Here is a 19,188-nt window from a genome sequence, read left to right on the forward strand (position 1 = left end):
TGGTTATTGACCTGGTGATATAGCGTTCCAAGTGTCGTTCAATACAAAATCTGGCTGCACCGTCAGCAGCCAGCCAACACCAATTACGACCCCCCCTGTGCATGATCATCGAGCTAGCCTCTGATCATCCACACGTTGTGTTTCTTCCAAGATTGGAGCCGTTGCGTTAACCCGCAGCCGCTCAACCAGTTACGCCTGACGACCATAGCAAGGTGGTACCACTCCTTCCCATCCCGAACAGGACAGTGAAACGCCTTCGCGCCGATGATAGTGGACGGACGTCTGTGAAAGTAGGTCATCGTCAGGCTTTTATTGCGCAAAACCCCACAGGTAATCCTGTGGGGTTTTGTTTTTTTGTTTTCGGTTTTTGGTTTAAGTTTTAGTTTGAGAATTCATGAGAAAAGCCCCGCTGCTCGCAGCGGGGCTTTTCTGTTTATCGCCGCTGGTCGGACCACGAGTTTGATTACGACGCGGACAAGTACTGCTGACGGTCTATGCCATGACGCTGAAGTTTGTCGTAGAACGTCTTGCGCGGAATACCTAGCGATTCAAGCGTGGCTTTGATGTCGCCTTGATGGATTTGAAGCGCATCGCGTATCAGTTGAGCTTCAAATTGCTCCATACGCTCGGGCAGGGTTTGCTTATTGTCGGGCGCTTGTACGGGGCTGGATTTCACTGTGTCCGGGACGCCCAGGACCAGGCGTTCCGCGAAGTGGGCAAGCTCGCGCACGTTGCCGGGCCACGCGTGTGTCATCACATGCTGGGTGATTGAGCTTGGTATGTCCGGGATGTCTCGCTGGAAGCGGCGTGACGCGTGACCAAGGTAATGCGCGAACAGCAGAGGAATGTCCTCACGGCGCTCGCGCAGGGGCGGAATGCGGATGGTGACGACGTTCAGCCGGTAGAAAAGGTCTTCCCGGAATTTGCCACGTATGGAGGGGTCGCCCAGGTCTTCCTTGGTGGCTGCCACCACACGCAGGTCCAGGTTGCGAACCTCATTGCTGCCCAGCGGGGTGATCTGGCGTGATTCGAGCACGCGCAGCAGCTTCACCTGTACTGCCAACGGCATGCTTTCGATCTCGTCCAGGAAAAGAGTCCCCCCGCTGGCGTGTTCGATGCGCCCAATCCGCTTCCTCTGCGCGCCAGTGAAGGCGCCGGCTTCGTGACCGAATAACTCGCTTTCTATAACGCTTTCCGGCAATGCGCCGCAATTGATCGCAACCAGCGAACGATGGCGGCGCCGGCTCAAGCGGTGAAGCGCAGTCGCGACGACCTCTTTGCCGGTGCCCGTCTCTCCCTCTACGAGTACGTCGACATTTGCGTCGGCGATGTGGCGCAGCGTTTCCTTGATACGTTGCATCGCCGGCGTCGAGCCTATAAACGGGACCTCGTCTGCCTCGACGGCGAACGCCGCCTCCCGCAGGCGCCGATTCTCCAGCACCAGACGACGTTTTTCCGAAGCGTGAAGGATGGCGGTCGTCAGCCGGTCAGGCGCATACGGCTTGGCCAAAAAGTCATAGGCGCCATCGCGCATGCACTGCACCGCCGTAGCGATATCGCCATGGCCAGTGATCAAGATGACGGGAAGCTCCGGATCGATGTCTCGCAAGCGACGGAATAATTGCAGCCCGTCGATGTCGGGCATGCGGATGTCTGTGACCACCACGCCATCAAACCCGCGATGCAGCGTCGGAAGTGCCGAGCGCGCCGAGTTGTGCGCGTCTACCGTCATGCCATGCAACTTCAATGTCTGAACGTTGGCGCGGCGCAAGTCTTCATCGTCGTCGATGAAGACGACATGCGGCGGGCCGGGCTGACCGTCGTCAAGCGGCGCGACCGCGTAGGGGGAGGTGTCGGAAGGATGGTTCATGGCGAAATGGCTGGCCGGTAATGCGCGGTGGGCGCCTTGCGTAATGTGAGTATGAAAGTGGCGCCGCCCAGGGCGCCGGGCAGAGGCGGAAACGCGGGGTCGTTCGGGTCCACGGCCAACAAGTCGCCGCCGAATTCGGCGACGATGTCGCGGCATATCACCAGCCCCAGTCCCAAGCCTTCCGCTTTTGTCGTGTAGAAAGGCGTGAAAAGGCGCGCGCGCGTGTCGGTGGCAAGGCCGGGGCCGTTGTCGCTGACCGAGAGCCGCACCGTTTCGCCCAGGTCTTGCAGCGCGACGAGCACGCGGCCGTCCGCAACGCCTTCCAGCGCTTCCATTGCGTTCTGCAGCAAATTCACCAACACCTGTTCGAGGCGAATGCGGTCGGCACGGACCAGCACATCCTGGTCGTCGGGCGGCCGTACCAGGGTGACCCCTTGCCTGCGCGCACGCGGCCCGATCAGCAGCAGTGCGCCTTCCATGGCGTCCTTCAGGCTTGTCGGCCCCACTGAGGTGCCCGCCTTGCGCGAGAATGCGCGGAGTTCGCCGGTGATGTGGCCGATGCGTTCTGTCAACGCGGCGATGGTGCCCAGGTTCTCATTGACGGCGGCCATGTCGTCGCGGCGCACAAATTCTGTCGCGTTGTCGGCGTAGGCGCGGATTGCCGCAACGGGCTGATTGATCTCGTGCGCCACCCCCGCCGCCACCTGGCCAAGCAGCGCCAGCTTACTGGCCTGGACCAGCTCGTCCTGCATGGTGTGCAAGCGGGCTTCGGCCCGCTGCCGCTCGTCCATCTCGTCCATTAACTGCTCATTGAGTTCGCTAAGCTGCGCGGTACGTTCGCCGACCAGTGCAGCCAGCTGAGCCTGCGTGGCCGCTTGCTGCTGGGCTTGCTCGCGATTGCGCTGGCGCCGGTAAAGCACGATGCCCAGCGCCGCGGCCAAGAGGCTTAGCGCAAGCAGTGCCGCCATTTGGGCGTTGGCGGTGGCCTGGTTCATGGCGGCCTGGACTGGCGACAAAAGGTGCAGCGTCCAACCCGGCGACTCGGTGATCGGCAGCGTTGTGTGCAGCAGCGGAGCGCCTTTTGGAATCAGCGGCAAGGCGTCGTCAGTGTGTACCAACTGACCATTGCCCACGGACGACAGCGGTGGCGTCAGCGGCAAGGTTTGAAAGCGGGCATCACCGAACTGGAGACTGGTGCGCAGCGTCTGTGCCAAGTCGGGAGACAGGGGCGCCAACACGTCGAACCGCCAATCCGACACGCTGCCCAGCAGCACCACGCCATGTTCGTCCGTGACGAAGATGGGCGCGATGGATTGGCGCCAGTCGGATTCCAGGTCGCGAAAGTCCACCTTCAAGACGATCACACCCAACATGGCGCCTTGCGCGTCGTCCACCCGACGGGACAGGTACAGCCCGGCTTCGTGGCTGATCGTTCCCAACGCGAAATGTTCTGCCGAGCCTCGGGCAACCGCGCCTTGAAAGTACGGCCGAAACTGATAATCCACTCCGACAAAGGTGGCGGGTTCTCGCCAATTGCTGGCTGCAATTGCCAAGCCCGTCTTGTCCAGCAGGTAGATCGCCGACGCGCCGACGCCACGCGTCAGCGTGTCGAGCTTGTCATCCAGCGATTCCACCTGAGCGGCCGAGGCGCCTTGCAGCACCGCGCGCACGTCCACGTCCCGGGTCAAGACAAAGGGCAGCGCGCGGAATTTGTCGAGGTTGTTGCGCAGCAAGGCCGCGTTGATCTGCCCCGCGCTACGCGCTTGAAGCGTGGCGCTTTTGATGGCGTTCTCGCGCGCCCAGTCGGTGGCCGCCTGCAACACCCCGGCCACCACGCCGATGACGACCAGCATGGCAAGCACGCGCGCGCGCCAAGGCCGGGGCGCTGGGCGGGTGGGAGACCAGGCCAGGTTTGAATGCGCGGAACCGGCAGAGGATGCGGGGCGGGCGGCGCGAGAGGAAGGAGCTTTGGACATGATGTGCGGGTTTCCGCACATTCTAGCTTGATTCTGTGTGGTTATCCGCCATTGGGTTCGCCCCATACCAAACGGGAATCGGGTGAAGCCTTTAACTATCAATGACTTGCCGTCAGTGTATAGGCCGCCCACGACCTGGCACGGGTCTTGCGTAAGTAGCCATAAGCCGAGCCGCTTTCCGCGCGCCCGGTGAAATCGGCGTGCGGCCACTGCGCATTGCCATAAAACAGAAAACGCCCCGTCGCCCGTTGCGGCAAGGGGCATTGGTGGGGACAAATCCCGATGATCGAAGTAGATCAAGGCGCGCCTGCGCGCAAGCTCAAGTTCTATCAAATCCTGTACGTGCAGGTAATTTTCGCCATCGTGATCGGGGTGCTGCTCGGCGCATTCAAGCCTGAACTCGGCCAACAGATGCAGCCCCTGGGCGACGCCTTCATCAAGCTGGTCAAGATGATCATCGCACCGGTCATCTTCCTGACCGTGGCCTCGGGCATCGCGGCGATGAGCGACCTGAAGAAGGTTGGACGCGTGGCCGGCAAGGCCATGCTGTACTTTCTGATTTTCTCGACGCTTGCGCTGATCATCGGCATGGTGGTCAGCCATATCGTCCAGCCGGGCGCGGGCATGCATATCGACCCCAGCACCCTGGACCAGAAGGCCGTGGCGAATTTCGTGGCCAAGGCCCATGATTCGACCATCACCGGCTTCCTGATGAACATCATCCCGACGACGATCTTCAGCCCATTCGTGGGCGGGGACATTCTTCAGGTGTTGTTCGTGGCGGTGCTGTTCGGCATTTCGCTGGCCATGGTGGGCGAGCGCGGCAAGCCGATTCTGAACTTCATGACCGCATTGGCCCAGCCGATTTTCAAGCTGGTCGCCATTTTGATGAAGGCCGCGCCCATCGGTGCATTCGGCGCGATGGCGTTCACCATCGGCAAGTACGGCATCAAGTCGGTCGTGAACCTGGCCATGCTGGTCGGCACGTTCTACGCGACCTCGGTCCTGTTCGTCGTCGTGGTGCTGGGCCTGGTTGCCCGCTACAACGGCTTTTCGATTCTGAAGCTGGTGCGCTACATCCGCGAAGAACTGCTGTTGGTGCTGGGCACGAGTTCATCGGAAGCCGCGCTGCCCACGCTGATGCAGAAGATGGAACGCGCCGGCTGTTCCAAGTCGGTGGTCGGGCTGGTAGTGCCCACGGGATACTCGTTCAATCTGGACGGCACCAACATCTACATGACGATGGCCGCGCTGTTCATCGCCCAGGCCTGCGACATTCCGCTGTCATTGGGCGACCAGATCCTGCTGCTGGCGGTTGCCATGCTCAGCTCCAAGGGCGCGGCGGGCGTGACCGGCGCCGGCTTCATTACCTTGGCTGCCACCTTGTCGGTGGTGCCGTCGGTGCCGATCGCCGGGATGACGCTGATCCTGGGCGTGGACCGCTTTATGTCCGAATGCCGCGCATTGACCAACCTGGTGGGTAACGCTACCGCCGCCGTCGTGGTGGCGCGCTGGGAGGGCGAGCTGGATCAAGAGCAATTGCACGCCGCGTTGGACGGCCAGCCTATGGCCGGTGGACCGGCCGGCGACATGCCTGCGCCGGAAACGCATGCGGCGATCAGCCACACGGCCTGAGGCCTTAGCTAAAGCACGTCTTGCGATGAAAAATCCCCCGCGTCGGTTGCGACATGCGGGGGATTTTTTTTTAGGCGCTGCGGGACGGGCCCAGCCAATCGACAATGCGATGCCGGTTCAGGGCACGTGAATGCCCGCTGTTCGCAGCAGGTTTGCCGTTTCGAATAGTGGCAAACCCATCACACCCGTATAGCTGCCGGAGATGTGCGAGATAAAGGCGCCGGCCAGCCCCTGAATGCCGTACGCGCCCGCCTTGCCGTAGGGCTCGCCGCTGTCGCAGTAGCGGCCGATTTCGTCGTCGCCCAGTTCGCGCATCTGAACCTGGGTGATGGACACGGCTTCAAGCAACTGCCCGCCCGCGCATACCGCCACCGCCGTGTGCACCTCGTGCACCGAACCGGACAAGGCACGCAGAATCCGGAAGGCGTCTTCACGATCGGCGGGCTTGCCCAGCACGGCGCCATTCAGAATGACAGTGGTGTCGGCGGCCAGTAGCGGCAGGTCGGGCAGTGCGTGGTCGTGCATCCAGTCGCGGCCGCGCAGCGCCTTGTCACGGGCGGTGCGCTGCACGTAGTCGGCGGCGCTTTCACCTTCGTGTTGGGGTTCGTCTTCGCCCGGGGGGGCAGGCACAAGCAAGACTTTGTGCGCAAGACCGATCTGCGCTAGCAGTTCGCGCCGCCTGGGGCTGGCCGATGCCAGGTAAAGGCGGGCGGGGGAAGCGTCGGTGTCGGCGGTGTGAGACATGCGTGAACGCGTAAAAAATGGGGCGCTGCCCGGCCGGCGGTCAGGCGCGGTGGTAGGGGTGATTGGTCATGATGGCCCAGGCGCGATAGAGCTGTTCGGCCAACACCACGCGGACCATCGGATGGGGCAGGGTCAACGACGACAAGCGTAGCTGACCGCTGCATGAGGCCTTCAGGTCGGCGTCCAGGCCATCTGGCCCGCCGACGAGGAAGGCGACGTCCTGGCCACCGGCTCGCCATTGTTCCAGCTTTTGCGACAGGGCCATCGTGGTCAGGTCGCGGCCGCGCTCGTCCAGGGCCAGGCGTAGCGCGCCTGGCGGCAGCGCGGCTTCGATGCGTTTGGCTTCGGCAGCCATCATCTGGGCGGGCGTTTTGCCGGTGGTGCGCGGTTCGGGTTTGATCTCGCGCAGTTCCAGCGCGCAATCGGCGGGCAGGCGCTTGGCGTAGTCGGCCCAGGCCGTCTCGACCCAATCCGGCATACGCGTTCCCACCGCCGCAACGATCAATTTCACGGCAGGAACTCAGGCTTCGGCGTCGTCGTAGCCGCTGTCGGTGGGGATCGGCGCTACGCGGGTCGACTCCGGCAGCAGCTTCACTCGGACCGGCTTGCCACCCCAGATTTCTTCCAGGTTGTAGTACTGGCGAATCGCGGGCTGCATGATGTGCACGACCATGTCGCCCAGGTCGACGACGACCCATTCACCGGTGTCTTCACCTTCGATGGTGATGCCGGTCAGTTCAAGTGCGCGGCCACGGTCGGCCACGCTTGAAGCCAGGGCCCGGGTTTGGCGGTTGGAGGTGGCGCTGGCAATCACGACGCGATCGAACAAGCTTGTCAGATGCGTGGTGTTGTAGACCTTGATGTCTTGCGCCTTGACGTCTTCGAGGGCATCGATGACGGCGCGTTGGAGTTTCGTTATATCCATAGCTGCAAATATAACCCGCGGACGGACGGCGGATGCCGGCTCCGTGGCGCTTTCAGCGCCCGGCGGGTGTGGGTTTATCGGTAAAGTTGGTGCGCCGCAATATAGGCGGCGACCGAAGGGGCCAGCAGGCCGTCCGTGGACTCGCCCGCAGCCAGCCGGCGGCGGATGTCGGATGCGGACACCGCCATCGGGGCAAAGGGCAGTTCTTCCAGGCAGTGGCCTTGTTCTTGCAGCCAGGCGGTCAGTTCCGCCGGCGGCGTCAACGCCGTGCCGGGGCGGGTGGCCACGGCCAGGTCCACCAGGCTGGCAATGTCGCGCCAACTGCGCCAAGTGCAGAAATTGGCAAGCTGGTCGGCACCCAGCAGCCAAACATAGCGCGCGCCCGAGGGCAGGGCGCGCAATGTGTCGATGGTGTAAGTGGGGCCGCTGCGTTCGATTTCGATTGGGTTGACGACCAGCCCCTCATGGCCGGCAATGGCCAGTTCAAGCATGTCGCGGCGTTGTTCGCCCGTGGCATGCAGGGCGGCGCGCTGCCAGGGATTGCCCGCCGGGATCAGTTCCACGGCGGCCAGATCCAGCGTGGACAGGGCGTTTTGCGCCAGCGCGACGTGGGCGACGTGGACGGGGTCGAAGCTGCCGCCCAGGAGGCCGATGCGCTTCAAACCCAATCCCGCGGCGTCAGGTAGGGCGCGAGCTCGGCTTCGGGCGAACCCGGTTCCGGGTGCCAGTCGTAGCGCCATTGCGCCATGGGCGGCATGGACAGCAGGATGGATTCGGTGCGGCCGCCCGATTGCAGGCCAAACAGCGTGCCGCGATCGAACACCAGGTTGAATTCCACGTAGCGGCCACGGCGGTACGCCTGGAAATCGCGCTCGCGCTCTGTGTAGGCCATGCCGCGCCGACGTTCGACGATGGGCAGATAGCTGTGCAGGAACGCGTCGCCTACCGACCGCGTCAAGGCGAACGAGGCGTCAAAGCCCGGCGCGTTCAGGTCGTCGAAGAAAACGCCGCCGATGCCGCGCGTTTCGTTGCGATGCTTCAGGTAGAAGTATTCGTCGCACCAGCGCTTGTAGCGCGGATAGTAGTCCGGGCCGTGGCTGGCCAGTGCGTCGCGGCACACCGTATGGAAATGGCGCGCGTCTTCTTCAAACGGGTAATACGGGGTCAGGTCAATGCCGCCGCCGAACCAGAAGATGTCGGCTTCGTCATGCCCGGGCCGGGCCGCCGCCACGAACATGCGCACGTTCATGTGGGTGGTGGGCACGTACGGGTTGCGGGGGTGCAGCACCATCGACACGCCCATCGCTTCCCAGGCGCGGCCGGCAAGCTCGGGGCGGTGGGCGCTGGCCGACGGGGGCAGCTTGGTGCCCTTGACGTGGCTGAACAGCACGCCCGCGCGTTCGAACAGCTGGCCGCCTTCCAGCAGCCGCGACAGCCCGCCGCCGCCCTCGGGCCGGACCCATTCGTCAGCACGGAACGGGCCGCCTTCCGCGGCTTCCAGCGCCTGGACGATACGGGCCTGAAGGCCGGTGAGGTAATCGCGGACAGTGGCGACGGGCAAGGCGTTCATCGGCTTTCCGCTTACGCGTTGGACTTCGGTTTCTGTTGCGACGGCTTCAGGGCGCGCCAGCCGATATCGCTACGGTATTGGCGGCCATCGAAATGGATACCGTCGATGGCTTCGTACACGCGGTCGCGCGCCATCTTGACCGAATCGCCCAGTGCCGTAACGCACAGCACGCGACCGCCGGTGGTCTTGGTTTCTTCGCCGGTCAGTTCGGTGGCGGCGTGGAACACCATGCAGTCCTCGGCATCGGCGGGAAGGCCGCGGATGACGTCGCCGGTGCGCGGGGTGTTCGGGTAATTGTGCGAGGCCAGCACCACGCCCAGCGCGGTGCGGCGGTCCCAGACGATATCGGCCTGGTTCAGCGTGCCGTCCACGGCGTGCTCAAGCGCGTCAAGCAGATCGCTCTTGACGCGCATCATGATGGGCTGCGTTTCCGGGTCGCCCATGCGGCAGTTGAATTCCAGCGTCTTGATCTCGCGGTCGGGATCATCGCCCAGGGCGATCATCAGGCCCGCGTACAAGAAACCGGTATACGGAATGCCGTCGCGCGTCATGCCCTGCACGGTCGGCAGGATGATTTCGCGCATGATGCGGTGGTGCAGTTCGGGCGTAACGATCGGCGCGGGCGAATACGCGCCCATGCCGCCGGTGTTCGGGCCCTGGTCGCCGTCTTGCAGGCGCTTGTGGTCCTGGCTGGTGGCCAGCGCCAGCACGTTGCGACCGTCGCACATGACGATGAAGCTGGCTTCTTCGCCCACCAGGCATTCTTCGATGACGACGCGAGCGCCCGCGGCGCCCATCGAGCCGTCGCCCAGCATGGCGTCAACGGCGGCGTGGGCCTCTTCCAGTGTGGCCGCGACCACAACGCCCTTGCCGGCCGCCAGGCCGTCAGCCTTGATGACGATGGGGGCGCCTTCCTGGTCGATATAGGCGTGCGCCTGGACCGGGTCGGTAAAGGTGGCGTAGCGCGCGGTCGGGATGTTGTGCCGGACCATGAAGGCCTTGGCGTAGTCCTTCGAGCTTTCCAGCTGCGCGGCGGCCTTGGTGGGGCCGAAGATCTTCAGGCCACGCGCACGGAACACGTCCACGACGCCCGAGGCCAGCGGCGCTTCCGGGCCGACGACCGTCAGCGCGATTCCTTCGCGCTGGACGAAATCGGCCAGCTCCTCGGCATTGGTCAGCGGGACGTTTTCCATCTGCTCGGCCCGTTGCGTGCCGCCGTTACCCGGCGCGACGAACACTTTGTGTACGCGCGGGGAGCGGGCCAGCCGCCAGGCGAGGGCATGTTCGCGGCCGCCCGAGCCAATTACCAGGAGTTTCATGTTGCGTGATTCTGAAGGTTGCCACTCTAGCCCGTGGAGAAGGCGACGGACCCGGGACCACCCGGGGCCGTTTCACATTCCAGCGCGGCGGCGGCCGGGGCCGTCGACGTGCTGAAACCGTGGGATTTACTGCGCTTCGTCGAAAATGACGGTGGTATAGACTTCCTGCACGTCGTCCAGGCCTTCCAGGGCGTCGAGCAGTTTTTGCATCTTGATGGCGTCTTCGCCTGCCAGCTCGGTTTCGTTCAGCGCCTTCATGACGATGCCGTCCACTTCCGCCTTCAGGCCCGCGTCGTCAAACGCCTTGCGTACGGCAGCGTAGTCGGCCGGCGCGCAAACGACTTCGATCACGCCTTCTTCGTCGGTCGTGACGTCTTCGGCGCCCGCATCCAATGCGGCTTCCATGACTTTGTCTTCGGGCGTGCCCGGGGCGAATACGAACTGGCCGCAGTGCTTGAACATGAACGCCACCGAGCCTTCCTGGCCCAGGTTGCCGCCGTTCTTGGCAAACGCGTGGCGAACTTCAGCCACGGTGCGGGTGCGGTTGTCGGTCATGCAGTCGACGATGACCGCCGCGCCGCCGATGCCGTAGCCTTCGTAGCGGACTTCCTCGTAGGCGTCGCCGTCGGCACCGCCGGCGCCACGCTGGATGGCGCGCTGGATGTTGTCCTTGGGCATGTTGGCGTCGGTCGCCTTGTCCCACGCCATGCGCAGACGCGGGTTGCTGTCCGGGTCGGCGCCGCCGGCGCGCGCCGCCACGGTAATTTCACGAATGATCTTGGTCCAGAGCTTTCCGCGCTTGGCGTCTTGGCGCCCTTTGCGGTGCTGAATATTGGCCCATTTGCTGTGTCCGGCCATGGCTTCCCAGGATAAATTGGCTGCAAAAAAGGCATTTTACCGTGCCGACGGGCCTAGCGCCCGGGGCAGGGCCGCCTGTGTCGATATTGCCACGCGCACAAGCCGCGCGGCAGGCTCTACACTTGGGCATCCTTTAGCTTCCCGGTCCGGAGCGTTGCCCCATGCCCAACCCCATCGTCATCGCCAAAAACGCCCAGACCGAACTCGCGCTGCTGCCCGCCCTGGCCAACCGGCACGGTTGCATTACCGGGGCCACCGGCACGGGCAAAACCGTCACCCTGCAAGTGCTGGCCGAATCCTTTTCCCGTATCGGCACGCCGGTGTTCATGGCCGACGTCAAGGGTGACCTGACCGGTATTTCGCAGGCGGGGGCGGCCAGCCCCAAGCTGGCCGAACGCCTGAAAAGCCTGGGGCTGGACGAACCCGTCTGGGGAGCCAGCCCCGTCACGCTCTGGGACGTCTTTGGCGAGCAAGGCCAGCCGGTGCGAGCCACCATTACCGATATGGGGCCGCTGCTGCTGTCGCGCATCCTGGAACTGAACGACACGCAGGAAGGGGTGCTGACGCTGGTGTTCAAGGTGGCTGACGACGAAGGCCAATTGTTGTTGGACCTGAAAGACCTGCGCGCCATGCTGCAAAACGTGGCGGACCGCTCGGCCGAGCTCAAGACCCGCTACGGCAACGTGTCGTCGGCCAGCGTCGGCGCCATCCAGCGCGGCCTGCTGGCGCTGGAATCGCAGGGCGCTGAAAAGTTCTTTGGCGAGCCCATGCTGGACGTCGCCGACCTGATGCGTACGGACGCGCAAGGCCGCGGCATGGTCAACGTGCTGGCCGCCGACAAGCTGATGCAGGCCCCGCGCCTGTACGCCATCTTCCTGCTGTGGTTGTTGGCCGACCTGTACGAAAAGTTGCCCGAAGTGGGCGACATGGATCAGCCCAAGCTGGTGTTCTTTTTTGATGAAGCGCACCTGCTGTTCAACGATGCGCCTGCCGCGTTGCTGAACAAGATCGAACAAGTGGTGCGGCTGGTGCGCTCCAAGGGGGTGGGCGTCTACTTCGTGACGCAAAATCCGCTGGATATTCCCGATACCGTGCTGGGGCAGCTGGGCAATCGCGTGCAGCACGCGCTGCGGGCTTTCACGCCGCGCGATCAGAAGGCCGTCAAGACTGCCGCGCAAACCATGCGCCCCAACCCGGGGCTGGACATCGAAGCCGCCATTACCGAATTGGGCGTAGGCGAAGCGCTGGTGTCGTTGCTGGACGCCAAGGGGCGCCCCTTGCCCACCGAGCGCGCCTACATCGTGCCGCCTGCCAGCCGCATCGGCCCGGCTACCGACGCCGAACGCCAGGCGTTGCGCCAGGGCAGCCCCATGGCCGCCAAGTATGAAAAGGCCATCGATCGGGAATCCGCCTATGAGGTGCTTGCCGGGCGCGCCGCCGTCCCCGCGGACCCGCCGGCCACGGCCGGCCGCAATACGAACCCTGAACCCGATGCGCCGGCCCCGGCCGAGGAGGCGGGCGGCGGCCTGATGGGCCGTCTGAACGACGTGCTGTTCGGCTCTACCGGCCCACGGGGCGGCAAGCGCGACGGCGTTGTCCAGACCATGGCCAAAAGTACGGCCCGTTCCATCGCGCGTGAACTGACACGTGGCATCCTCGGGTCGCTGCTGGGCTCAAAGACCCGGCGCTGAATCGCCCGGGGCATCCTCGACGTTACAGGCTGCGCGGCACCACCGTTTTGTAACGGGGGGTGTTGCGCCGTGGGCGTTTATGCCTATGATTCTGGGCGGTCTATCAAAGGAAAACTTAAGGAAACGTGGTGGCTAAGAAACACAAGATTGCGGTGATTCCAGGAGACGGGATTGGCAAGGAGGTCGTGCCGGAAGGCTTGAAGGTGCTGGATGCCGTGGCCAAGCGCTTCGGCATCGAATTCCAGTGGGATCATTTCGACTGGAGCTGCGACTATTACGCCCAGCACGGCAAGATGATGCCGGACGACTGGAAGGCGCAAATCGGCCAACACGAGGCCATTTTCTTCGGTTCGATCGGCTGGCCCGCCACCGTGCCCGACCACGAGGCGCTGTGGGGCTCGCTGTTCAAATTCCGTCGCGAATTTGATCAATACATCAATTTGCGACCAGTGCGCCTGATGCCCGGCGTGCCCTCGCCGCTGGCGGATCGCAAGCCCGGCGACATCGATTTCTTCATCGTCCGCGAAAACACCGAAGGCGAATACTCCAATAGCGGTGGCCGTCTGTTCGAGGGCACCGAGCGCGAAGTCGTCATTCAAGAAAGCGTGTTCACGCGTATCGGTGCGGACCGCGTGCTGAAGTTTGCATTCGAGCTTGCCCAAAAGCGCGGCAAGCACCTGACCGCTGCCACCAAATCCAATGGCATTTCGATTTCCATGCCGTGGTGGGACGAGCGCGTTGCCGACATCGCCGGGAACTATCCGGACGTGCGTTGGGACAAATACCACATCGATATCCTGTGCGCGCATTTCGTGCAGCACCCGGATTGGTTCGACGTGGTGGTGGCTTCGAATTTGTTTGGCGACATTCTTTCCGACCTTGGGCCGGCTTGCACGGGCACGATCGGTATCGCACCGTCCGCGAACCTGAACCCCGAGCGCAAGTTCCCGTCCTTGTTCGAGCCGGTTCATGGATCGGCCCCGGACATCTACGGCAAGGGTATCGCCAACCCGATCGGGCAAATCTGGAGCGGCGCGCTGATGCTTGATTTCCTGGGTTACCCGCAGGCATCGGAAGCGGTGGTGAAGGCAATCGAAACCGTGTTGGCGGAGGGTCCGCGCACACGGGACATGAAGGGCACCGCGTCGACCGTCGACGTCGGCAACGCCATTGCGTCGCTGATTTCTGCCGGTTGAACGCATTAAGCGGGTACGGCCAATCAGGCTAGTTGATGGAACAATTAATCTCTCCCACTTCCGCCGCCCACGTGGGCGGTGGCCGTGCCGACCGCTTCGTGCGCAAGCTTTTCCGTTTGCTGCGTTCGCGCACGCAACGGCATAACCAGCATCTGTGGCCCTTCGTGCGGATCTGGCGTGACCGCACGGGCGCCATTTGCGGCTTCCGTGCCTTTGGCCGGTCGTTGCCCTTGACGCCCTTGTCGCAAGGGTACGACCGCGCCGACGAAACGGTGCACTTGATCCTGAGCGGCCCGTCGGTCGCCCAGATTCCGTACGACCAGCTGGACATACGCGTGGCGATGGGCGTGAATGGCGCCATCGCGCTGGCCCGCAAGTTTGATCTGCCGTTCAAGTACTACTGCATCATCGACCAGAATTTCGTGCGGGAACGCATTGAACTGGTGCGCGAAATCGTCTCCCGCGACTTGACGCTTTACGTCTTCCCGGAAGTGCTGCGCTACATCATGCAGGGCATCCCGCAGGACCAGATTCGCTGCCGCATCTGCATTATTGAAATGATCTCCGAACGCGCCTACCAGCGCAGCGCGGCGCCCGCCGTGCTCAAGCGGATTGCCGCCGCCACGCCGGACGTGCAATTGCTGGACGCCAAGCAGGGGCTGGGCTACAGCTTTGACGCATCGCTAGGCGTGTTCGACGCCGACACCGTGGCCTACGCGGCCTTGCAGGTGCTGGTCTCAGGCGGGGCGCGGCAGGTGTTCGTGCACGGGCTGGACCTTACCGTGCAAAATGGGCTGCGCTTTTATGACGAGGGCGGCCGTCCCCAGACCAGCCGACTGGCGCGCAATTTCGCGCACCTGATTGAACCGTCGTTCCGGTTTGCCGCCGCGCAGTGGCGAGCGCGCGGCGTGTCGGTATTCAACCTGTCGCCCGTCAGCGCCTTGTCGGCCGACATCATCGAACGGCGCGATTGGCAGGCGTTCTTGAAACCGGACGCGCTGAACATGCCATAGTCGCGCACGGCCAACCGCCGGGTAAAAAAAAGGGCGCCAGCGAAATCGCTGGCGCCCTTTTTATTTCACCGCGGCCCGGCGCGGCGTCAGTGCGCGCCTGCCGCCGCTTCCGCTGCACCGCCGTCCCCTGCCTTGGACGAACGGGGGCGCGCAAACCAGACCAGGCCCGTCAGCATCAAGAAGATGACGGCCGACGCATAGAACACGTCCACCGCCGACATCGTGAACGCCTGCGCGTTGATCAGGCCGTCAACCATGCTCAGGGCCTGCTGATGCGACACGCCCAGGCCGTTTTGCAACGTGTCGACCGTCTGGTCGAAAGCCTGCTGGCCAGGCTTGGCAATTTCGGTCAGCTGCGAGTGGTGCATGGTGGCGCGGTTTTCCCACAGCGTGGTGGCGATCGACGTGCCGAACGCGCCCGCCGTCAGCCGCAGGAAGTTTGACAGGCCCGACGCAGCGGGTATGCGCCAGGGTTCGATGCTGGACAGCGTGATGGACGTCAGCGGCACGAAGAACGCCGCCATTGCCGCGCCCTGGATGATGGTGGGCAGCATCAACGTGCGCACGTCGGTCTGCGTGTTGAACCCGGACCGCATGAAGCACACCAGCGCGAAGATCAGGAACGCCACGGTCACGATCTGGCGCGGGTCGCGCGTGGCCAGCATCTTGCCGACGATAGGCGTCAGCAAGATGGCCAGCAGCCCCACCGGCGCGGTCACCAGGCCGGCGTAGGTGGCGGTGTAGCCCATATTGCTTTGCAGCCACAGCGGCAGCAGCACCACGTTGCCGAAGAACACGCCGTAAGCCACGGCCAAGGTCAGTGCGCCCACGGTGAAGTTGCGGACCTTGAACAGGCGCAAGTCCACCACCGGGTGGGCGTCGGTCAATTCCCAGATCAGGAAGAATACGAACGCCACAAAGGCCGTCGCCGCCAGTGCGATGATGGTCGGGCTGGCGAACCAATCCAGTTCCTTGCCCTTGTCCAGCATGATTTGCAGCGCGCCCACCCAGACCACCAGCAACACCAGGCCCAGCTTGTCGATGGGCAGCTTGCGCGTGACCGATTCGCGGTTGCCGTAGATGCGCCAGCTGATCCAGGCGGCCAGCAAGCCCACCGGGACGTTGATGTAGAAGATCCACGGCCAGGTGTAGTTGTCGGAAATCCAGCCTCCCAGCAGCGGCCCTGCCACGGGCGCGACCAGCGTGGTCATGGACCACACCGCCAGCGCCATGCCCGCCTTGGACTTGGGGAAGCTGGCCAGCATCAGCGTTTGCGACAGCGGAATCATCGGCCCGGCCACCGCGCCCTGCAACACCCGAAACGCGATCAGCGCTTCCAGCGACGGCGCAAAGCCGCACAGCCACGAGGCCAGCACGAACAGCAACGTCGAGATCAGGAACAGACGCACCTGCCCGAAACGCTGAGTCAGCCACCCGGTCAAGGGCACCGTGATGGCGTTGGCAACGGCGAACGACGTAATGACCCAGGTGCCCTGGCTGGTGCTCACGCCCAGGTCGCCGGAAATCGTGGGGATGGACACGTTCGCAATCGACGTGTCCAGCACGTTCATGAACACCGCCGTGGACAGCGCGATGGACCCGATGATGCGGGCCGCGCCTTCCAGGGGCGGGTGGGTGCCCGGCGGGCGGGCGGGTTCGACGGGGGGCGCGCCAGCGCCCGCGGGCTGGGCGGTCGTGCTCATGATGCGAGGTTGTCGTCGATGATTTTCTTGATCATGGCGTCGACGTCGTCGTGCGCGGGTTCGAAGGCGCGCGTGGACCAGGCGGGCTCATTGCGCACGGCTTGCGTCAGCGCTTCGCCGTCTTGTTGGCCGACGTCCACTTCCACGTCCATCGACAGGCCGACGCGCAACGGGTGCGTCTTCAGGTCTTCGGGGTCGAGCAGGATGCGCACGGGCACGCGCTGCACGACCTTGATCCAGTTGCCCGTGGCGTTCTGCGCGGGCAAGAGCGCGAAGGCGCTGCCGGTGCCGGCATCCAGGCCGGCTACCTTGCCGTGATAAACGACCGAGCTGCCGTAAAGGTCGGCCACCATCTTGACCGGCTGGCCGATGCGCATCTTGCGCAACTGGCCTTCCTTGAAGTTGGCTTCCACCCAGACCTGGTCCAGCGGCACCACGGTCATCAGCGCGGTGCCCGGGGCCACGCGCTGCCCCACTTGCGCGCTGCGGCGGGCGATGACGCCACCCACCGGCGCGGGCAGCACCGTACGCGACTGGGCCAGCCACGCGTTGCGCAAGCCCGCGGCGGCTTGCAGCACGTCGGGGTGATTGGCAACGGTCGTGCCTTGCGTCAGCGCCTGGTTGGTGGCCAGCTTGGCGCGCGATGCGGCCAGCGCGGCGCGGGCCTGTGCCAGACCGGACTGCGCCGACTTCAGCGCGGCTTCGGCGTGCAGGATTTCTTCACCGCTGACGCCGCCCGACTTGGCCAGTTGCTGGCGACGGGTGACGTCGCTTTGCGCGCGGGTCAGCTCGGCCTGGGCGCGCAGGATGTCGGCATTGCGCAGATCGACGTCGGCGGCCAGCGCATCGTTCTGCACGTAGTAGGTGCGAACCTGACGCACCATCTGCGCCAGCTTGGCCTGCGCCTGTTGCAGGGCCACGTCGGTGTCGGCCGGGTCCAGGCGCACCAGCGGCTGGCCGGCGGCGACGGTTTCGGTATCGTCGGCCTCGATGGCGATCACGGTGCCGGGCACTTGCGGCGTAATCTGCACCAGGTTGCCGTGCACGTAGGCGTCGTCGGTGCTTTCAAAGTGGGAGCCAAACAGGAACCACCAGATGGCGTAGGCGATGGCGATAAGAATGAAGACGCCGGAGGCCAGCAGCAAGAGGCGTTTGCGGGCGGGATTGGCGGTGGGGGTGGCAGCGTTCATGACGTCTGAATCCGAGGATCGTTCAATGAATGGGGTTCGTGGCCGGGGCGGCCTGCGCGGCTTGCGCGGTGTCCGTGGGGACGGGCGGGGTGTAGCCGCCGCCCAGCGCATTGGCAAGATTGGCGTCAAGCTGGTAGGCGCGGATACGCAGATCGGTATCCATGCGCGCCTGCGTCAGCACGCCGGTTTGCGCGATCAGCACGGTGATGTAGTTGCCCAGCCCCGCCTTGTAGCGGTTAACGGCCAGGTCGTACGCGGCTTCGATGGCCTCGCGGGCCTGGCGCTGTTGGGTGCGTTCCTGTTCCAACAGGCGCAGCCCGTCCAGCGCGTCGGCCACTTGATGCACGGCGTCCAGCACGGCCTGGTTGTAGTCAGACACGGCAAGGTCCGCGTCGGCGCGGCGGCCGGCCAGGTTGGCGTTCAATTCGCCACCGTGGAAGATCGGCAACGTGACGGCCGGGCCGAAGCCGGCAGTGCGGGCGGCAGCGCCAAGCAGGTTGCCCGTGCCCAATGCCTGGAAGCCGGCGAATGCCGTCAAGTTGACGTTGGGATAGAACTCGGCCTTGGCGGTATCGATGGCGCTGCGCGCGGCTTCGGCGCGCCAGCGCGAGGCCACGACGTCGGGCCGGTGGCCCAGCAGGTCCAGGGGGATGGCCGTGGGCACGACGCCCGCGGGGGCGGTCAGGTCCACCGCAACCAGCGACTGCCCGCGCTGCGGGCCCGCGCCGGCCAGCGCCGCAACCTGGTTGCGCAGCTGCGCCAGCGTGGTTTCCGTCTGGGTCAGTTCAACCTTGCCGGCTGCCAACGAGGACTCAGCCTGCTTCACTTCCACCTGCGTGTCCAGCCCGGCGCTATAACGGCCCTGGGTCAGGGACAAGACGTCAGCGCGCTGCGCGATCACGCGCTTGAGCACGTCGCGTTGGGCAAAGGCGTTTTGCAGGTTCAGGTAGGCGCGTACGGTGGCGCTGGCGAGCATGTTGCGCGCGGCCTGGGCGTCGGCGGTGGCGGCTTCGCGCTCGGACACGGCCGACTTCAGGCGCGAACGGTTCTTGCCCCAGAAATCCAGTTCATAACTGAAATCGAGCGCCAGCCGGTTGTCGCTGACGACGGTGCCGCCCAGCGGGGCCGGGTAGATGTAGTCGGCCGACAGGTGTTCGCGATTCAGGGAGTAGTTGGCGTCCACGCGGGGCATCAGCGGGGCGCGGGCAGAGCTGACGGCGGCGTTGGCCTTGGCCAGTCGCGCTTGGGCAGCGCTCATTGAGGGGCTGTTGGCCAGCGCTTCGTCCATCAGGGCGTTGAGCTGGCGGTCGCCGTAGCGTTGCCACCATTGCGTGTTGGGCCAGGCCGTGTCGTGAGCCGTCAGCCCCAGTGTGGCCGCATCCAGCGCTACAACGGGTTCGGGCCCGGGTTCCATCAGTGCGCAGCCGCTAAGTGCCAGCACCAATACGGTAGAAAGAAGGCGTTTCATCCTGACTGTTTGCTGAAAGTAATTGATTAA

The 19,188-nt window shown here is 64.3% G+C and carries 16 protein-coding genes and 1 rRNA gene; 5 read left to right on the plus strand and 12 right to left on the minus strand.

Annotation, left to right across the window (positions count from 1 at the left end; all coding sequences use genetic code 11):
- Nucleotides 1-194: 194 nt before the first annotated feature.
- Nucleotides 195-307 (plus strand): 5S ribosomal RNA (gene rrf / locus DVB37_RS08235).
- Between the two features lie 156 nt (nucleotides 308-463).
- On the opposite strand, the gene DVB37_RS08240 is transcribed toward rrf, so the two are convergent.
- Complete coding sequence (locus tag DVB37_RS08240; RefSeq protein ID WP_223265035.1) at nucleotides 464-1,870, minus strand: sigma-54 dependent transcriptional regulator; 1,407 nt, start codon at nucleotides 1,868-1,870, stop codon at nucleotides 464-466.
- On the minus strand, nucleotides 1,867-3,723 hold the full coding sequence (locus tag DVB37_RS08245; protein WP_120157416.1) for an ATP-binding protein: 1,857 nt from the start codon (nucleotides 3,721-3,723) through the stop codon (nucleotides 1,867-1,869). Before DVB37_RS08245 ends, DVB37_RS08240 begins: the two co-directional genes overlap by 4 nt.
- A gap of 405 nt (nucleotides 3,724-4,128) precedes the next feature.
- Between DVB37_RS08245 and DVB37_RS08250 the strand changes: the two genes are divergently transcribed.
- A complete protein-coding gene (locus DVB37_RS08250; RefSeq protein ID WP_046807836.1) occupies nucleotides 4,129-5,481 on the plus strand; it encodes a dicarboxylate/amino acid:cation symporter in 1,353 nt (450 codons plus the stop codon).
- A gap of 117 nt (nucleotides 5,482-5,598) precedes the next feature.
- Here DVB37_RS08250 and DVB37_RS08255 read toward each other — a convergent pair whose 3' ends face one another.
- From DVB37_RS08255 to DVB37_RS08285, 7 genes are all read right to left on the minus strand, one after another.
- Complete coding sequence (locus tag DVB37_RS08255; protein ID WP_120154591.1) at nucleotides 5,599-6,225, minus strand: nucleoside triphosphate pyrophosphatase; 627 nt, start codon at nucleotides 6,223-6,225, stop codon at nucleotides 5,599-5,601.
- Between the two features lie 40 nt (nucleotides 6,226-6,265).
- Complete coding sequence (gene rlmH, locus DVB37_RS08260; RefSeq protein WP_006218506.1) at nucleotides 6,266-6,736, minus strand: 23S rRNA (pseudouridine(1915)-N(3))-methyltransferase RlmH; 471 nt, start codon at nucleotides 6,734-6,736, stop codon at nucleotides 6,266-6,268.
- Nucleotides 6,737-6,745: 9 nt separating this feature from the next.
- Nucleotides 6,746-7,150 carry a ribosome silencing factor gene (rsfS, locus tag DVB37_RS08265; RefSeq protein WP_046807834.1) on the minus strand — a complete coding sequence of 135 codons (405 nt, stop codon included), beginning with the start codon at nucleotides 7,148-7,150 and terminating at the stop codon, nucleotides 6,746-6,748.
- Between the two features lie 74 nt (nucleotides 7,151-7,224).
- Nucleotides 7,225-7,812 (minus strand): nicotinate (nicotinamide) nucleotide adenylyltransferase, encoded by a 588-nt coding sequence (nadD, locus tag DVB37_RS08270; RefSeq protein WP_120154593.1) that lies wholly within the window; start codon nucleotides 7,810-7,812, stop codon nucleotides 7,225-7,227.
- Complete coding sequence (hemF, locus tag DVB37_RS08275; protein WP_120154595.1) at nucleotides 7,809-8,720, minus strand: oxygen-dependent coproporphyrinogen oxidase; 912 nt, start codon at nucleotides 8,718-8,720, stop codon at nucleotides 7,809-7,811. Before hemF ends, nadD begins: the two co-directional genes overlap by 4 nt.
- A gap of 11 nt (nucleotides 8,721-8,731) precedes the next feature.
- Nucleotides 8,732-10,039 (minus strand): phosphoribosylamine--glycine ligase, encoded by a 1,308-nt coding sequence (gene purD / locus DVB37_RS08280; RefSeq protein WP_120154597.1) that lies wholly within the window; start codon nucleotides 10,037-10,039, stop codon nucleotides 8,732-8,734.
- 126 nt (nucleotides 10,040-10,165) lie between these two features.
- Nucleotides 10,166-10,897: a YebC/PmpR family DNA-binding transcriptional regulator gene (locus tag DVB37_RS08285; RefSeq protein ID WP_046807830.1), complete on the minus strand. Its 732-nt coding sequence runs from the start codon at nucleotides 10,895-10,897 to the stop codon at nucleotides 10,166-10,168.
- Nucleotides 10,898-11,058: 161 nt separating this feature from the next.
- Between DVB37_RS08285 and DVB37_RS08290 the strand changes: the two genes are divergently transcribed.
- The 3 genes from DVB37_RS08290 to DVB37_RS08300 all read left to right on the plus strand — a co-directional run bounded on the left by DVB37_RS08290 (nucleotide 11,059) and on the right by DVB37_RS08300 (nucleotide 14,797).
- Nucleotides 11,059-12,588 carry a helicase HerA-like C-terminal domain-containing protein gene (locus tag DVB37_RS08290; RefSeq protein ID WP_120154599.1) on the plus strand — a complete coding sequence of 510 codons (1,530 nt, stop codon included), beginning with the start codon at nucleotides 11,059-11,061 and terminating at the stop codon, nucleotides 12,586-12,588.
- A gap of 128 nt (nucleotides 12,589-12,716) precedes the next feature.
- Nucleotides 12,717-13,784, plus strand: coding sequence for a tartrate dehydrogenase (locus DVB37_RS08295; RefSeq protein ID WP_120154601.1), 1,068 nt, complete (start codon nucleotides 12,717-12,719; stop codon nucleotides 13,782-13,784).
- 35 nt (nucleotides 13,785-13,819) lie between these two features.
- On the plus strand, nucleotides 13,820-14,797 hold the full coding sequence (locus DVB37_RS08300; protein WP_104145733.1) for a hypothetical protein: 978 nt from the start codon (nucleotides 13,820-13,822) through the stop codon (nucleotides 14,795-14,797).
- A gap of 86 nt (nucleotides 14,798-14,883) precedes the next feature.
- Here DVB37_RS08300 and DVB37_RS08305 read toward each other — a convergent pair whose 3' ends face one another.
- From DVB37_RS08305 to DVB37_RS08315, 3 genes are read right to left on the minus strand one after another with little or no spacing between them, the layout of a single operon-like run.
- Nucleotides 14,884-16,500, minus strand: a complete 1,617-nt coding sequence (locus DVB37_RS08305) for a DHA2 family efflux MFS transporter permease subunit (RefSeq protein ID WP_240434054.1) — start codon at nucleotides 16,498-16,500, stop codon at nucleotides 14,884-14,886.
- The gene (locus tag DVB37_RS08310) at nucleotides 16,497-17,690 is read right to left on the minus strand and encodes an efflux RND transporter periplasmic adaptor subunit (RefSeq protein ID WP_120154603.1); all 1,194 of its coding nucleotides are present in this window, start codon (nucleotides 17,688-17,690) and stop codon (nucleotides 16,497-16,499) included. The genes DVB37_RS08305 and DVB37_RS08310 overlap by 4 nt, the downstream gene beginning before the upstream one ends.
- A 22-nt stretch (nucleotides 17,691-17,712) precedes the next feature.
- The gene (locus DVB37_RS08315) at nucleotides 17,713-19,158 is read right to left on the minus strand and encodes an efflux transporter outer membrane subunit (protein ID WP_120154605.1); all 1,446 of its coding nucleotides are present in this window, start codon (nucleotides 19,156-19,158) and stop codon (nucleotides 17,713-17,715) included.
- Nucleotides 19,159-19,188: the final 30 nt, after the last annotated feature.

The sequence above is a fragment of the Achromobacter sp. B7 genome (assembly GCF_003600685.1).
GTDB lineage: Bacteria > Pseudomonadota > Gammaproteobacteria > Burkholderiales > Burkholderiaceae_B > Achromobacter > Achromobacter spanius_B.

What these genes read in the sequence shown, in the direction of transcription:
- DVB37_RS08240 (WP_223265035.1), bottom strand. Translation starts at nt 1,870, where the DNA reads ATGAACCATCCTTCCGACACCTCCCCCTACGCGGTCGCGCCGCTTGAC.
- DVB37_RS08245 (WP_120157416.1), bottom strand. Translation starts at nt 3,723, where the DNA reads ATGCTGGTCGTCATCGGCGTGGTGGCCGGGGTGTTGCAGGCGGCCACC.
- DVB37_RS08250 (WP_046807836.1), top strand. Translation starts at nt 4,129, where the DNA reads ATGATCGAAGTAGATCAAGGCGCGCCTGCGCGCAAGCTCAAGTTCTAT.
- DVB37_RS08255 (WP_120154591.1), bottom strand. Translation starts at nt 6,225, where the DNA reads ATGTCTCACACCGCCGACACCGACGCTTCCCCCGCCCGCCTTTACCTG.
- rsfS (WP_046807834.1), bottom strand. Translation starts at nt 7,150, where the DNA reads ATGGATATAACGAAACTCCAACGCGCCGTCATCGATGCCCTCGAAGAC.
- hemF (WP_120154595.1), bottom strand. Translation starts at nt 8,720, where the DNA reads ATGAACGCCTTGCCCGTCGCCACTGTCCGCGATTACCTCACCGGCCTT.
- purD (WP_120154597.1), bottom strand. Translation starts at nt 10,039, where the DNA reads ATGAAACTCCTGGTAATTGGCTCGGGCGGCCGCGAACATGCCCTCGCC.
- DVB37_RS08285 (WP_046807830.1), bottom strand. Translation starts at nt 10,897, where the DNA reads ATGGCCGGACACAGCAAATGGGCCAATATTCAGCACCGCAAAGGGCGC.
- DVB37_RS08290 (WP_120154599.1), top strand. Translation starts at nt 11,059, where the DNA reads ATGCCCAACCCCATCGTCATCGCCAAAAACGCCCAGACCGAACTCGCG.
- DVB37_RS08300 (WP_104145733.1), top strand. Translation starts at nt 13,820, where the DNA reads ATGGAACAATTAATCTCTCCCACTTCCGCCGCCCACGTGGGCGGTGGC.
- DVB37_RS08305 (WP_240434054.1), bottom strand. Translation starts at nt 16,500, where the DNA reads ATGAGCACGACCGCCCAGCCCGCGGGCGCTGGCGCGCCCCCCGTCGAA.
- DVB37_RS08310 (WP_120154603.1), bottom strand. Translation starts at nt 17,690, where the DNA reads ATGAACGCTGCCACCCCCACCGCCAATCCCGCCCGCAAACGCCTCTTG.
- DVB37_RS08315 (WP_120154605.1), bottom strand. Translation starts at nt 19,158, where the DNA reads ATGAAACGCCTTCTTTCTACCGTATTGGTGCTGGCACTTAGCGGCTGC.